Origin of the sequence: Roseisolibacter agri (assembly GCF_030159095.1) — a bacterium.
Lineage (GTDB): Bacteria > Gemmatimonadota > Gemmatimonadetes > Gemmatimonadales > Gemmatimonadaceae > Roseisolibacter > Roseisolibacter agri.
The window spans coordinates 260,933-275,366 of sequence record NZ_BRXS01000005.1 but is presented as its reverse complement, the minus strand read 5'-3'; the positions used below and the strand labels follow the sequence as shown (position 1 = coordinate 275,366).

The window sequence follows — 14,434 nt, the reverse complement described above, 5'->3', positions numbered from 1 at the left end:
CTCCGGATCGGAACGGATCCTCCGGATCGCTCCGTGTGGCGCACGGGACGTCGCCGCCACGCGGAGCGATCCGAAGCATCCGCTACATCCGAAAAATCCGTATCCTCTCCAAAGGCGAATGGGGTCGGCGCGCCGGACCCTGAACGGCATTGGACAGGATGACAGGATGACGAGGAGGCTCCGCACCGGCGCTTGGAGCAGCGCGCCACGCGGAGCCTCCTCGTCATCCTGTCATCCTGTCTTCTTGCAGTTGTCGTTTGAATCGGCAGCCCGCAGTCCGCCGCCCTACTCTCCTCGCAGCGCCCCCGCCGGACTGACCCGCGCCGCCCGCCGCGCGGGCACCCAGCCGGCCGCGAACGCCACCACGCCGAGCACCAGCACCGCCGCCGCCACCGCCGTCGGGTCTTGGCCCTCGAGGCCGAAGAGCAGCGAGCCCGCCGCGCGCCCCGCCGCCAGCGCGCCGGCCACGCCGACCACGCTCCCCACCAGCACCATCCGCCCCATCTGCCCCAACACCAGCGCCCGCACGCGTCGCGCGTCGGCGCCGAGGGCCATGCGCACCCCGAACTCGCGCGCGCGCTGCGCCACCGTGTACGCCAGCACGCCGAACAGCCCTACCGCGGCCAGCAGCGTCGCCAGCGCCGCGAAGCCCGCCGACAGCGCGCCCACCATCCGGTCCAGGAAGACGTTCTCGCGCGCCTGCTGGTCCATCGGCTTGAGCAGCGCCACGGGCAGGTTGCGGTCGACGCGCGCCACTGCCGCCGGGATGCCGCGCAGCACCTGCGACGGCGCGCCCGCCACCCGCACGTAGAACATCGCGGCCGTCACGGTGCTGTCCTGCCGCTGCGGCGTGTACAGGATCGGAGGCGGCGCGTCCTTCACGCCGCTGTAGTGCGCGTCGCGCACGAGCCCCACGATCTCGACGTCGTACGTCCCCTCGGGCGTGCCGTCGTCGCGCGCGAGGCGCTTGCCCACCGCGTCGCGGCCGAGGTTGAACTTGCGCGCGAACGCCTCGTTCACCACCGCGACCTTCGGCGCGCCGATGCGGTCGCCCGCCCCGAACTCGCGCCCCGCCACGAGCGGGATCCCCATCGTGCGGAAGAAGCCCGGGCCCACGCTGTTCAGGCGCGTGTTGACGTCCGTGTCCGGCCCGCGCGCGAAGCCCTCGACGCGCACGTTGCCGCCGTTGTTGCTCCCCGTGAGCAGCGGCGTGCCCGATGCCGCGACGCCCACGACGCCCGGCACCGCCGCCACCTCGTCCTCCGCGCGCGCCAGCGCCGCGTGCGCGCGCCGCGCATCGTAGCCGCTGAGCTGCGGCAGCAGCGCGAACTGCACCACGCGCCGCGTCTCCATCCCCAGGTCCACGCGGCCGACGTTCTGCAGGCTGCGCACGAAGAGCCCCGCGCATCCCAGCAGCGCGACCGATATCGCGATCTGCGCCGTCACCAGCGTGCTGCGGAAGCGCGACGCCGCGCGGTGCCCGCCCGGGATCTGCCCCGCGCCGCTGCGGATCGCCGTCACCAGCTCCGAGCGCGTGCCGTGCAGCGCCGGGAAGAGCCCGAACAGCAGCCCCGTCGCCAGCGACACGACGCCCGCGAACACCAGCACCGACGGCCGCAGCTCGAGCGACAGCATCGCCCCGAAGCCCACCGACGCTGCAGGGATGAACGAGCCGATCACGCGCAGCATCCCGTACGCGACCACGATGCTCACGAGCCCGCCCACCACCGCCAGCACCAGCGACTCGGCCAGCAGCTGCAGCACCAGCCGCCGGCGTCCCGCGCCGAGCGACATGCGCACGGCCATCTCGGCGGCGCGGCCGGCGCCGCGCACCAGCAGCAGGTTGGCGATGTTGGCGCACGCGATCAGCACGACGAGCCCCGTGATCGCGAACAGGAACACGAGCGGCGTGCGCGTCGAGCCGCGCAGCGTGCTCTGTCCGTGGCGGCCGTCGGTCACGGCGACCTCGCGCGCGAGGAAGCGCGCCTTCGTCGTGGCGCTCATCTCCGCGTGCAGCGGCAGCTCGAGGTCGCGCAGCAGCGGACGGTAGACGGTGGTGAGCGCCGCCTGCGCCTGCGCGATCGACGTCCCCGGACGCAGGCGGCCGAACAGGTACGCCCAGTAGCGCGTGCGGCTCGCGAAGTCGCTGCTGGGGCCGAAGAACGGATCGAGCTCCGCGGCCTGCAGGATCGGCACGAACACCCACGGGCGCAGGCCGAGCGTGGTGCCCTGGAAGCCGCGCGGGGCCACGCCGACGAGGGTCAGCGGCTTCCCGTTCACGAGCAGGCGCTTGCCGATCACCGTCGGATCGCCGCCGAGCTGCGATGTCCAGTAGTCATGGCTGACGACGGCGACCGCGTGCGCGCCCGGCGCGACGTCGTCCGCGGGGCCGAGCAGCCGCCCGAGCGCCGGCGTGAGGCCGAGCACGGAGAAGTACGAGCCCGAGACGAACACGCCGTCGCCCTGCGCGGCGCGGCCGTCCACGGCGACGCTGGCGAGGAAGAGGCGGTGCGCGGCGACGCCGGACAGCCCGCTCTGCGTCGCCTGCTGCAGCGCGCGGAACGTCGGGAAGCTGAAGACGTCCTCGCACGCGCCGGACTGGTTGCACTGGTCGTTGCCGGGCTTCGGCCCGGGCGCCGACAGGTTCACGAGCTGCTCGGGCGCATGCACCGGGAGCGGCTGCAGGAGCAGCTCCTCGAACACGGAGTACGCGGCCGCGTTGGCGCCGACGCCGAGCGCGATGCAGACGACGGCGACCGCGGTGAAGCCGGGCGCGCGTCGCAGCCCGCGCAGCGCGAGCCGCAGGTCCTGCGCGATGCTGCCGAGCGTCTCGCGGAAGCGGAGGCGATCCTCGCGACGCGCGGCCGAGGCGTGCAGGCGCTCGCGCGCCTCGTCGAGGGAGCCGAAGCGCCGCTCGGCCTCCGCGCGCGCGGCCTCGGGCGACATCCCCTCGCGCGTCAGCTGCTCGGCGCGCAGCTGCAGGTGGAGGCGGATCTCCGCGTCGGCGTCGTCGTGCGCGAGGTCGCGGCGGAGGACCGCGAGGCGGAACAGGCGCCGGATGCCGGGCCGGATCTCGGAGTGTGACATCGCCGTCCCTCCTCAGGCCGGCCGCGGCGCGGCGGTCAGGATGTCGGTGACGGTGGCCGCGTAGCGCACCCATTGCGCGGTCTCCGCGGCGAGGTGCGCGCGGCCGGCGTCGGTGAGCCGGTAGTAGCGCGCGCGCTGGTTGTTGGCGGTCACGCCCCACTCGGCGGCGGCGAGCCCGCGCGCCTCGAGGCGGTGCAGCGCCTGGTAGAGGGCGGAGTCCTGCACGCCGAGCGCGCCGCCGGACCGGCCTTCGAGCCAGGCGGTGATCTCGAAGCCGTGCATGGGGGTCCACGACAGCGCCTTGAGGACGAGCACGTCGAGGGTCCCCTTCACGAGGGGGAGGGCGTCGGCCACGGGGCCTCCAGAGTGAGGGTACAGACTCTGAGGGCCTTACGGGCCGTGTGCTTTTCGGTTTCGGGGGCTGGTCTGGCGCGCCGGCGGGGGCGGCGGGCACGGGCTCCGGCTCCCAGCGATCGCGGCCGCTGCGGAGCCTCACTGCTGCGCGTGAGTCTCCTTGCTGCGATCGAGGTCGCCTCCGCCCGCACCCGCCGCCCCCGCCCCATGTCCCGAGTGCGCGCAGCGCGACGAGGGACCTCGGGGTTCGCACGCAGCACGCAGCACGCAGCACGCAGCACGCAGCCGTTCAGGATCCGCAGTCCGCAGCGCCGTCGGAACGGAGAGTTGCAGCCGCGAGGTTACGGCGCCAGCAGATCCAGCACGTCCTCCTGCGCCACCTCCCCCACGTAGTCCGCCACCGCCACGCCTTCGAGGGCACGCGCGATCGCGTCGCGCTCGTAGCGCACGCCGCGCAGCAGCGCCTCGAGGTCGGCGACGTCCAGGCGGCCCATGAAGTCGCCGAAGATGCGCGCGGACTCGATGCGATTGTCGCGCACGTCGAGCCGCACGTCGATCTCCCCCACCGGGAAGCGGCGCGCGCGCTGCACGTTGCTCGGCGGGTTCTCGCCGTAGTTCCACGTCCACGCGCCGTACTTCGACTCGACCAGCGCGTGCACCGCGGCCCAGTCGTCGTCGGTGAGCGCGAGCGTGGGAATGCGCGCGCGGTCGTGCGTGCCGAAGATCTCGTCGAGGATCAGGTCCTGCAGCGCGCCGACGTCCAGCGGCGCCGCGAGGAACTCCGAGATGTTGGCGACGCGGCTGCGAATGCTCTTCACGCCCTTGCTCTCGACCTTGCCCGGCTTGGGGCGCAGCGCGGCGGTCACCGCGTCGAGATCCGAATCGAGCAGCAGCGTGCCGTGGCTGAACATGCGCGTGGGCGTCGCGAACTGCGCGTTGCCCGAGATCTTGCGGCCGCCGGCGAGGATGTCGTTGCGGCCGCCCAGCTCCGCGGGGACGCCGATCTTCTGCAGCGCGGCGATCACGGGCCGCGTGAAGTGGTCGTAGCGGCTGAAGCGCCCGTGCACCTCGGGCGTCATGAAGCTGAAGTTCAGGTTCCCCAGGTCGTGGTAGACCGCGCCGCCGCCCGACACGCGGCGCACCACCTGCACCTCGCGCGCGGCCACGACGTCGGCGTCGATCTCCTCGATGGTGTTCTGGTTGCGGCCGATGATGATCGCGCGCGCGTTCACGTAGAACAGCAGCACGTCCTCGTCGGCGGGCCGGTTGCGGAAGACGTGCTCCTCGAGCGCGAGGTTGACCTGTGCGTCGGTGATGCCGCGGTTGTCGACGAAGAGCATGAGGTGGCCTGATGGATGGTGACGCAGCGGAGGCGCGCGCACGTGCGCTGCCGGCCACTGCCCGCCGCGTCCCGCCGTTGCCCCGCGCGAGACACTCGAGCCGGAGCGGGAATGTTAGCTACCGCCCGCGCCGGCCGACCGGCCGCGCGCACGGTAGCGACCCATCACCCAGGAGACGCCGCAGTGCACGTCAACCTTCGCAGGGCTTGGGCGACCCTCGTCACCGCGACGAGCCTCGCCGTGGCCGGATGCGCGTCGGATCTCGCCGCCCCCACCGGGCCGGCCGCGGCCACCACCGCGGCCGCGCCGGCGATCGGCACCTTCCGGCCGTCGGTACAGGTGGCCCAGGACAGGCAGCAGCGCGTGTTCACCGGGCCGCGCGGGCGGCGCTTCACCATCGACCACGCGACCGCGCGGATCACCGACGACAGCGGCCGCGCGGCGCAGCTGAACGACCGGCAGCTGCGCATGGTGGAGCGGTCGCTCGACGACATCGCCGCCTTCGAGGCGCGACTCGCGCGGCTGCAGCGCGACCCCGGCTTCCGCGGGCGCATGGAGCGCGCGAGCCGCAACCCGCGGAAGGTCCTGGTGCGCACGCACGCGGCGACGGCGCCTGCGGCGGCGGGCGGCGCGAAGCGCGCGGGCTCCGCGCTCGCGCCCGCGGCGTCGCCCGTGCGCGCGGCCTCGGCGCTGCGCCCCGGAAGCCCGACGCTCGCGCTGGCATCGGACGCGTGCACGGACCTCGAGCTGGCGATCTACGCCACCACCGAGGCGTACCAGAGCGCGGTCGACGCGTTCGAGCAGAACCTGCTGGAGCTGGTGACGCTCGGCTGGGACTGGAACAACGGCGAGTGGGTTTGGTCGCCCGAGAGCTACCTCAGCCAGCTGGCGTCGTGGGAGATGAAGCAGACGGTGCTCGCCGCGACGATCTCGATGCTGCGCGTCCAGCTGGACATCATGGCGGTGCAGTACGACATGATGGGCTGCTGGGACCAGCCGCCGCAGGAGCCGGGGACGGGCACGCCCGGCACGGGCGGCGGAGGCGGAGGCGGCGGCACCACGCCGACCTGCCACGAGGAGTACGTCATCGTGGAGGTCAGCGACGACGGCGGCATGACGTGGTACATCTACTGGGAAGGCTGGGCGGAGGTGTGCGAGTAGCGGGCGGCACGCGCCAACGTCCACGCGAGCTTCCTCGGCGGCGGCGGGTGCGGGACGGCCCGCCGCCGCGTCACGACACCACCACGAGTCCGATGCACGCGACCCCGACACCCGCCGCCTCCCACTTCCTGCGCGCGCTTCGCACGATCGCCGTCCTCGCAGGCCTGCTCGTCGCGCGCGACGCACCGGCCCAGACACCGCGCCTCGAGGCGCGACTCAGCGGCACCGCGACGTTCCGGCAGCACGGCGACACCGTCTGGTTCACCTCCACGGCGCGGACGCCCGCGGCGGCGTACGTCTTCCTGCTGCGCGGCGACACCGCAGTCCTGCTCGCGCCGAAGGTCCCGCAGCCGGTCATGCCGAGCTTCGGGCGCACGCTGCGCGACATGGTGCGCGAGGCGCAGGAGCGCGAGGCGCTGATGCGCCGGCTCGACGTGCTGGGCGTGCCGAGGACGCGGCGGTCGCCGTGAGCGTCCCGGCTAGTGGATGGTGACGCGCCGGATGCGCGCGCCTTCCTGCATGCGGTCGACGACCTCCATCCCGCGCACCACCTCGGCGAACACGGTATAGTCGTGGTCCAGGCGGACGTTGTCGACGGTGTTGAAGTAGAGCTGCCCGTCGCCCGTGTCGCGCCCGCGCGTCGAGACGCCCACCGTGCCGCGGCGGTTCTCCAGCCCCACCTCGTCGCGCGTGAACGGACCGTCGCCGACGTACTCGTTGGCGCGCGGGCTGCCGCCCTGCACGACGAAGAAGGGCGCGATGCGGTGGAACGTCAGCCCGTCGAACCAGCCCGCGCGCGCCAGCCGCACGAAGCGCCACGTGTTCGTCGGCGCGTCCATCGGGAAGAGCCGCAGCTCGACGCGGCCGCCGTCGGCCATCTCGATGGTCGCGCCACGCACGCCACGCAGCTGCGCCACGGTCGGCACGGGCGGCTCGGGCAGCGGCGCGGGATCGGCGCGCACGCCGGTGAGCGCCGCCGCCTTCCGCGCGATCTCCGGGTCCCAGTCGCGCGCGTAGCGCGCCGGCACGCCGGCGCCGAGCGCCTCCACCAGCGCCATGCGCGCATCGCGCTCGGTCTCGCGGCGGCGCGCGGTCATGCGGTCGAGCGCCTCGACCAGCGCGGGCGTCGCGGTCGGCGCGCCGGCCAGCGCCTTCGCCGCCGACATCAGCTGCTGCGCCGCGTCGGTGCGCAGCGCGGCGACGTACGTCGCATCGTCCAGGTGGCCCGTGAGCGCCGAGAGCCCATCGATGGCTTCGCTCGCGACGTTCGCGTCCGCGTCGCGCGCCAGCCGCCGCAGCGTCGTCGTGTCGGCCAGGCGGCGCGCCGCGCGCGCGGCATGCACGCGCGCGAACGGATCGCGGCTGGCGGCCACGCGCGCGAGCTTCGTCCGCGCACGCGCCGGCGCGACGGCGGCCAGCGACACGAGCGCGCGCGGCGACGAAGACGCTTCCAGCACCGCGACGGCCGCCGCGTCGTCGGTGCACTTCGCCAGCGCGTCCGTCGCCGCCAGCGCCACGTGCGCGTTCGGGTCGCGCGTGGCCGTCACGAGCGCGGGGCACGCCGCCAGCGCCACTGCGCGGTAGCGCACGATGGGTGCGGGGTCGGTGATCATCGCGGCCGTCGCGGCCAGCGCGCGCACGTCGCCGCTCGCGTCGCGGCGCAGCGCCGCCAGCTCGTCGGGCGTCGCGCCGCCGGCGGCGATGCGCGCGGCGGCTGCGGTGGCGCGCACGTCGGTCGGCAGCGCGGCGGTCGTCGCGACCTGCTGCAGCCGCGCCGCCACGGCCGCCGGCACGAGCCCGCGCGCGGCGCGCTGCCGCGCGAGGAAGAACAGCCCGCGCACCGCGCCGCGCAGCGGCAGCTGCGCCGCGAGCGCCTCCGCCGTCGCCGCCACGTCCGCGCTGTCGATGCGCACGCGGCCCGCGTTCTCCGCGATCTGCCCGCGCACGGACGCGTCGGGCTCGCGGCCCAGCTTCGCGAGCAGGATCGCACGCGCCCGCGCCGCGCCCTCGCCGCGCTGCACCGCCTGCCCCACCGCGTCCGCCGCCGCGCGCCGCACCGTGGCATCGGTGTCGTCCAGCGCGCCCGCGACGTCGTCCAGCAGGTCGGGCCGCTCCCAGCGCCCGAGGCCGCGCACGGCCATGCGGCGCAGCGTGGCGTCGCCCGCGCCGATCCCCGCCCGCAGCGTCGCCGGGTCGGCGGCGGTGGCGCCGCGCGCGTCCTCGGCCCGGATCAGGGCGTCCAGCGTCGGGGCCTGCGCGGGCAGGGCGCCGGCGGTGAGGCTGAGGGCGAGCAGTGCCGCGATGGGGCGCATCGTGACGTGGTGGGGAATGGAGGCGATCGGCGCCGCGGCGCCCGGAGAGTGGCCAATGGAAGGTGGCCGCGCGGCGGCCGCAACCGAAGGGTCCGGAGCGCCCGGCGGCCGCAGCCGGAAAACTCGCTCTTGACGGGCGGTGATTCCTGCTGAAATATCAGCACGGTTGATTTTTCAGCACGCCCCTCACGCGGACCCCGCCGTGACCAGCCAGCCCGAGACCCTCGACCTGTCGCGACGCGAGCGCCAGGTGATGGACATCCTCCACCGCCGCGGCGAGGCCACGGTGGCCGAGATCATGACCGACCTCCCCGATCCGCCCACCTACTCGGCGGTGCGCTCGGTCGTGCGCATCCTCGGCGAGAAGGGGCTGATCCGGCATCGCGACGACGGCCCGCGCTACGTCTACTTCCCCGCCACGCCGGCCGAGTCGGCGCAGGAGCGGGCGCTGGCGCACGTCGTCAGCACGCACTTCGCCGGCTCGCCCGAGCAGGCCATCACCGCGCTGCTCCGGATGTCGGACGTGGACCTCAGCGACGCCGACATCGCGCGGATGCGCGACAGCATCCGGCGCGCGCGCGACGACGGGAGGTAGGCCGATGCTCCCCGCTTCCCTCGTCCTGCTGCTCGCGAAGGCGACGCTCGTGCTCCTCGCCGCGTGGGGCGTGACGCGCCTGCTGCAGCGCGCGCCCGCCGGCACGCGCCACGTCGTCTGGCTGGTGACGCTCGCCGGGCTGCTGCTGGTGCCCGCGCTCGCGACGTGGGCGCCGCTGCGCCTCGCGGTGCTGCCCGCGGAGCCCGCGCCCGTCGTGGCGCCCACCGTCGCGCCGATCGTCGCGCCGCCCGTGGCGAGCGCGCCGACCGCGGCATCCAGCTCGCGAACCGAAGCGCCCGCGGTCGCCGCGCCCGCGCTCCCCGCCGAGAGCGACGTCGCCACCTCGACGCCGCTCCTGCGCCGCCTGCTCGGCCTCGCGCCGTCGCTGCTCGCGCTGTGGGCCGCGGTCGCGCTGGTGATCGGCGCGTCGCTGGCGAAGGCGTGGCTCGCGGTGCGCCGCATCATCCGCCGCGCGGAGCCGCTCGACGGGCACGACTGGCTCGACCCGATGTGGGAGATCGCCGACCGCCTGGGCCTCGACGACGCGCCGCGGCTCCTCCGCAGCGCCGACGCGAAGATGCCGTTCGCGTGCGGCATCCTGCAGCCGACGATCGTGCTGCCGGCCGAGAGCGACGGCTGGTCGCTGGACCGTCGCCGCGCGGTGCTGCTCCACGAGCTGGCGCACGTGCGCCGGCGCGATCTCGCGGGCCACACGCTGGCACGGCTGACGTGCGCGCTGTGGTGGTTCCATCCGCTCGTGTGGACCGCGGCCAGGCGCCTGCGCGCCGAGAGCGAGCGCGCGTGCGACGACCTCGCGCTGTCGTGCGGCGCGCGCGCCGCGGACTACGCCGAGCACCTGCTGGACATCGTCACCTCGGTGCGCGGCGACGCGACGCCGATCACCGCGCTCGCCATGGCGCGCCGCACCGAGTTCGAGGGCCGCATGCTCGACATCCTGGATCCCGAGCGCCCGCGCACGGCGCCCAGCCGCCGCCAGACCGCGTCGCTCGTCGCGGTGCTCGCGCTCATCACGGTGACCGTCAGCGCCGCCGCGCCCGCGCCGCGCGCGGCGACCGCCGCGCCGACCGCGACGCCTGCTTCGGTCGTCGTCGACGACGATCCCGAGGTGCGCGACGAGACGTCGGCGTCGCAGGTCGACGTTCGCACCGAGACCCGCGTCGAGAAGCGCACCAGCGTCGAGCGGCAGCGGCAGCGCACGATCGCCACGGTCGAGTCGACCGACGCGCCGAATCCCGCGCCGAATCCCGCGCCGAATCCCGCGCCGAATCCAGCGCCGGAGCCGGTCGTCGAGAGCGCGCCGAGCGTGGCGCTGCGCATGCTGATGGGCCGCGACGCCCAGCCGCCGCGCGCCGAGGCGAAGGACGAGCGCGCGACCCTGCTGGCGAAGGTGCTGCGCACGGACACGAGCGCGTCGCTGCGGCGCGTGGCCGCGTGGGGCCTGTCGGAGTACGCGGACGAGTCGGTGGCGGCGGCCGCGCTGGCCGAGGCGCTGCGGCGCGACGCGAGCGTCGCGGTGCGCGAGATGGCCGCCTGGTCGCTCTCCGATTCGGACGACGACGTCGCGCGCGCCGCGCTGGTGGCCGCGCTGCGCGACGCGAACGCGCGCGTGCGCGCCACCGCCGCGTGGTCGCTCGGCGACGCGGGCGACGCCTCGTCCGTCGAGGCGCTGGTGGGCGCGCTGGCCGACACGAGCGCCGCCGTGCGCGCGCGCGCCATCTGGGCGATCGGCAACATCGAGCCGCGCACCGCGCCGCGGCAGCTCGTCGCGCTGCTGGGCGACCGCGACGCGCGCGTGCGGCAGCTGACGGCGTGGGCGCTGTACGAGATCGAGGACCCGGCGACGGCCCCGGCGCTGCAGGCCGCGCTGCGCGCCGAGACCGAGAAGGAGCTGCAGCTCGGCTACATCCGCGCGCTCGCCACGCTCGGCGAGAAGTCCGTCGAGGCGCTGCGCGGGCTGCTGGAGTCGAACGACCAGAACGTCCGCACGATCGCGGTGCGCGCGCTCGCGGGCGGGCACGCCGCCGGTCTGTGGCCGTGGCCGTGGCCCGATCCGCGCCCGCATCCGTGACGCGCTGACATGACGTGAGCAGTGCCGCGGGGCGACCGCGCGTGCGTGGTCGCCCCGCCCTTTCCGCCGAAGTGCTGATTTTTCAACCATCACGGCCGCCGCCACGCGCGCGCCGGAGGGAGACACGATGATCCGCCTGCTCGGAGCGCTCGCCACCGCGGCCGCCGCCACGCTGTCCGTCCACGCGCCCTGGCTCGGCGACGACGTCGAGGATCCACGCGACCGCGCGTCCACGGTCGCGGCCGCGCAGGACGTGCGCGCGCTCCTCACCGCGGCGCGCGGCGCGCCGCCCGTGCTCTGCGCGCTCGCCGCGCGCTCGGTCGGCAACTACGGCTGGAACGACCGCGCGGGCGCGCCGGTGACGCCGCTCGGCGACGCGCTCTCCGCGCGCGACGAGGACATGACGCGCCTCTCCGACGCCGACGTCGAGCAGCTGCTGACGGGGCTCGCCGACGCCGACGGGTGCGTGCGCGAGCTGTCGGCGCGGCTCCTCGGCGCGCAGCGCGGCGAGCGCGTGGTCGCGCCGCTCGTGCAGCGGCTCGGCGCCGGCGACGCGGCGCTGCGCGCGGCGGCGGCGTTCAGCCTCGGGCTCGCGCATCCGCGCACGGCGGTCGATCCGCTCGTGCGCACGCTGCGCGACGCCACCACCGACGTCCGCGCCAACGCCGCGTGGGCGCTCGGCCGCATCGAGGACGGGCGCAGCCTCGCGCCGCTGGTGGCGATGGTGCGCGATCCGCAGCCCGTGGTGCGCGAGGCCGCGGTGGTCGCCATCGGCCACCTCGACTCGACGAGCGCCGCGACCACGCTGATCGGCGTGCTCCGGCGCGACGAGGCCGCGTCGGTGCGGCGCGTGGCGGCGTGGGCGCTCGGCCAGCTGGAGGCGACCGACGCCGGCGCCGCGCTGGCGGAGGCGCTCGAGAAGGATGCGGACGCGCGCGTGCGCGAGATGTCCGCGTGGGCGCTCGGCGAGATCGAGACGCGAACCGCCTCCGCGGCGCTGATGCGCGCGCTGCGCGACGACGAGTCCGACGCCGTGCGCGAGATGGCCGCCTGGGCGCTCGGCGAGACGGAGGACCGTACGGCGACGATCGCGCTCGGCACCGCGGCGGCGGGCGACCGCAGCGCGCGCGTGCGCGGCACGGCGGCGTGGGCGCTCGGCCAGCTCGACGGCCGCGCGGCGCCGGCCGGGCTCCTGCGCGCGCTGCGCGACAGCAGCGAGGACGTGCGCCTCAAGGCCGCGTGGGCGCTCGGCCAGATCGGCGACGCGGCCGCGGTGCCGGTGCTGCGCGAGGCCCTGGAGCGCGAGACGGGCGGCACGCGCACGCGCAGCGCGATCGTGCGCGCGCTCATGAAGTCCGGCGAGCGGTCCGAGCAGACGATGACCGCGCTGCTCGCCTCGAAGGACCCGCAGGTGCGCGAGGCCGCGGTGCGCGGGCTCGCGGGGCGCGACGCGTTCGGCCCGTGGCCGTGGCCGCAGCCGCGCCCGCGGCCGTTCCCCTGAGCGACGCCGCGCTCATGGGATGGTTCAGGGGATGGCCAGCCCGTAGCGCGCGTTGATGGCCTGCGCCGCCGCCGCGGCCAGCAGCCCCTGTCCGCGCGCGCTCGGGTGCACGCCGTCGAGGCTGATGTTCGGCCCGAACGGCGCGCTGGAGAACAGCAGGTCGTACACGCGGAACGCCGGCTTCGGCAGGTCGTACACGGTGGAGAGCGCGAAGTAGGCGTAGCCGCTCTCCGCCGCCCGCGTCTGCATGTGCGCGTTGATCTGCGCCATGCGCGCGTTGATGGCCTGCATGTCGGTCGGCGTCAGCACGTAGTCCGCGGCGCCCGGCACGTCGGCACAGGTGGCGGTGGCCGGCGTGCGCGCCAGCAGCCCGAGCACGTAGCCCGGCACGAAGACGTAGTTCGGGCTGAAGTAGCAGCTCGTGCTGACGCTGATGCCGAGGGCGAGCAGCGTCGGCCACTCGTTGAACAGCTCGCGCGCGCGGCGGATGCTGGGGAAGTTCGCCGCGTTGTCGGGGAGGCCGACGAGCACCGCGCGCGCGCCCGTGCCGCGCACCGCCGCGAGCACCGCGTCGTAGTCCGCCTGCCAGTCGGCGAACGGCGTCATCGCCGCAATGCGCCCGGTGCTCGCGGGCAGCACGTCGTTGGCCGCCAGCTCCACCGACACGAAGGTCGGCTGCTGCGCCTGCATCGCCGTGACCTGCGTCTGGCCCGGCAGCAGCACGCGGCTGTAGAGCGTGCCCACGCGCGGGCTGCGCGCCGTCGCCGACTCCACGGTCGTGAAGCGCGCGTCGTGCACGTCGGCGCCCGAGATCGCGACGTTGCCCGTGGGGAGCACGATGCCCGCGCGCAGCGGCGCGCACGTCGTCATCACCACGCTCACCAGGTCGTCGCCCGCGCCGAACGCCGTGAACGCGCCGAGCAGCGCGAGGTTGGTGGCGAGCGGCGCGAGCAGCGGCGGGCTGCAGCCGGGATCCTGCACGAGCGGCAGGGTGAACGTCGCGCCCGCGACGCGCGCCGCGAGCTGCGCGGGCCACGACGCGCGCTGCGTGGCGGCCGAGATGCCGGCCGACTGCACGCCCATGCTGTTGCTGGTGCCCAGCGCGACGTAGCGCGCGAACACGTCGCCCGCGGTGGGCGCGGCGGCGACCGCGATGTTCGCGTGTCGCGCCTGGTCCGGCGGCGCCAGCGTGGGCGCCACCGGATCGGTGCAGGCGGCGACGAGGAGTGCCGTGGCCAGTGCGGAGGGAAGGCGTCGCATGGGGACCTCCTGGGCTCCTCCGCGGCAGCGTGGGCTGCTACCGCGCGTCGTGCGGGTCGGGTCGGCCCGGGTGCAGCGGCGTCGTCGACGGCGGGTCGCTGGCCGGGAAGCTCTCCTCGCTTGCCTCGTCCACCGCGTCGTCATGGTCGGGACGCGCGGGCGCCGGCTCGGGGCCGGCGCCGTGGCGGCGGTCCTCGCGGGGCGGCATGGGGTCCATCGGATCGCGGAACGGGGACTCGGTCTCGCCCATGGGGCTCCTCGGCGGTGGGACGTTCAGGTGCGGTCCACGCGGCGCGGTCCGACGGTCTGCCAGCATGCAACGGCGCGCCCGTGCCGGCCAGCCCCCATCTCGCACGAGACGGGCCCGGCCGGCACGGTCTCGATGTCGTCAGCCCGCGAGCACGCGGTCGAGTCGCTGGCGCAGCGCCGCCGCGGGCACGGCGCCCACCACGCGCTCGACGATCTCGCCGTCGCGGAAGACGAGCATCGTCGGCAGCCCGCGGACGCCGAGCCGCGCGAGCGTCGCGGGATTCGCGTCCGCGTCCAGCTGCAGCACGCGCAGGCGCGGCGCGTAGTCGTGCGCCACCGCCTCGACGACGGGCGCCATGATGCGGCACGGCGCACACCACGCGGCGGTGAACTCGACGGCGACGTGCCCGGTGCCCGGCGCCACCTCGGCGGCGAAGGTGGCATCGGTGACGGACGGCAGCGCGATGGAAGCGGACATGGTGGCTC

12 protein-coding genes are annotated in these 14,434 nt (G+C 75.4%); 5 read left to right on the top strand and 7 right to left on the bottom strand.

Going from position 1 to position 14,434, the window contains the following annotated elements:
- Positions 1 to 285 precede the first annotated feature (285 nt).
- The 3 genes from rosag_RS16820 to lplA all read right to left on the bottom strand — a co-directional run bounded on the left by rosag_RS16820 (position 286) and on the right by lplA (position 4,781).
- The gene (locus rosag_RS16820; protein WP_284351320.1) at positions 286 to 3,087 is read right to left on the bottom strand and encodes an ABC transporter permease; all 2,802 of its coding nucleotides are present in this window, start codon (positions 3,085 to 3,087) and stop codon (positions 286 to 288) included.
- A gap of 12 nt (positions 3,088 to 3,099) precedes the next feature.
- On the bottom strand, positions 3,100 to 3,441 hold the full coding sequence (locus rosag_RS16815; RefSeq protein ID WP_284351319.1) for a PadR family transcriptional regulator: 342 nt from the start codon (positions 3,439 to 3,441) through the stop codon (positions 3,100 to 3,102).
- A gap of 341 nt (positions 3,442 to 3,782) precedes the next feature.
- Positions 3,783 to 4,781, bottom strand: coding sequence for a lipoate--protein ligase (lplA, locus tag rosag_RS16810; protein WP_284351318.1), 999 nt, complete (start codon positions 4,779 to 4,781; stop codon positions 3,783 to 3,785).
- 183 nt (positions 4,782 to 4,964) lie between these two features.
- Between lplA and rosag_RS16805 the strand changes: the two genes are divergently transcribed.
- Positions 4,965 to 5,942 (top strand): hypothetical protein, encoded by a 978-nt coding sequence (locus rosag_RS16805; RefSeq protein WP_284351317.1) that lies wholly within the window; start codon positions 4,965 to 4,967, stop codon positions 5,940 to 5,942.
- A gap of 92 nt (positions 5,943 to 6,034) precedes the next feature.
- Positions 6,035 to 6,412 (top strand): hypothetical protein, encoded by a 378-nt coding sequence (locus rosag_RS16800; RefSeq protein ID WP_284351316.1) that lies wholly within the window; start codon positions 6,035 to 6,037, stop codon positions 6,410 to 6,412.
- Between the two features lie 9 nt (positions 6,413 to 6,421).
- Here the strand turns inward: rosag_RS16800 and rosag_RS16795 are convergent, their stop codons facing one another.
- Positions 6,422 to 8,254 carry a peptidylprolyl isomerase gene (locus tag rosag_RS16795; protein ID WP_284351315.1) on the bottom strand — a complete coding sequence of 611 codons (1,833 nt, stop codon included), beginning with the start codon at positions 8,252 to 8,254 and terminating at the stop codon, positions 6,422 to 6,424.
- A gap of 202 nt (positions 8,255 to 8,456) precedes the next feature.
- Here rosag_RS16795 and rosag_RS16790 point away from each other — a divergent pair, with 202 nt between their 5' ends.
- From rosag_RS16790 to rosag_RS16780, 3 genes are all read left to right on the top strand, one after another.
- Positions 8,457 to 8,849: a BlaI/MecI/CopY family transcriptional regulator gene (locus rosag_RS16790; RefSeq protein WP_284351314.1), complete on the top strand. Its 393-nt coding sequence runs from the start codon at positions 8,457 to 8,459 to the stop codon at positions 8,847 to 8,849.
- A gap of 4 nt (positions 8,850 to 8,853) precedes the next feature.
- Complete coding sequence (locus rosag_RS16785) at positions 8,854 to 10,938, top strand: M56 family metallopeptidase (RefSeq protein WP_284351313.1); 2,085 nt, start codon at positions 8,854 to 8,856, stop codon at positions 10,936 to 10,938.
- Between the two features lie 127 nt (positions 10,939 to 11,065).
- Positions 11,066 to 12,439 (top strand): HEAT repeat domain-containing protein, encoded by a 1,374-nt coding sequence (locus tag rosag_RS16780; RefSeq protein ID WP_284351312.1) that lies wholly within the window; start codon positions 11,066 to 11,068, stop codon positions 12,437 to 12,439.
- Between the two features lie 24 nt (positions 12,440 to 12,463).
- Here the strand turns inward: rosag_RS16780 and rosag_RS16775 are convergent, their stop codons facing one another.
- The 3 genes from rosag_RS16775 to rosag_RS16765 all read right to left on the bottom strand — a co-directional run bounded on the left by rosag_RS16775 (position 12,464) and on the right by rosag_RS16765 (position 14,426).
- Positions 12,464 to 13,699, bottom strand: coding sequence for an SGNH/GDSL hydrolase family protein (locus tag rosag_RS16775; protein WP_284351311.1), 1,236 nt, complete (start codon positions 13,697 to 13,699; stop codon positions 12,464 to 12,466).
- Positions 13,700 to 13,736: 37 nt separating this feature from the next.
- Complete coding sequence (locus rosag_RS16770; protein WP_284351310.1) at positions 13,737 to 13,949, bottom strand: hypothetical protein; 213 nt, start codon at positions 13,947 to 13,949, stop codon at positions 13,737 to 13,739.
- Positions 13,950 to 14,087: 138 nt separating this feature from the next.
- A complete protein-coding gene (locus rosag_RS16765; RefSeq protein ID WP_284351309.1) occupies positions 14,088 to 14,426 on the bottom strand; it encodes a thioredoxin family protein in 339 nt (112 codons plus the stop codon).
- Positions 14,427 to 14,434 lie beyond the last annotated feature (8 nt).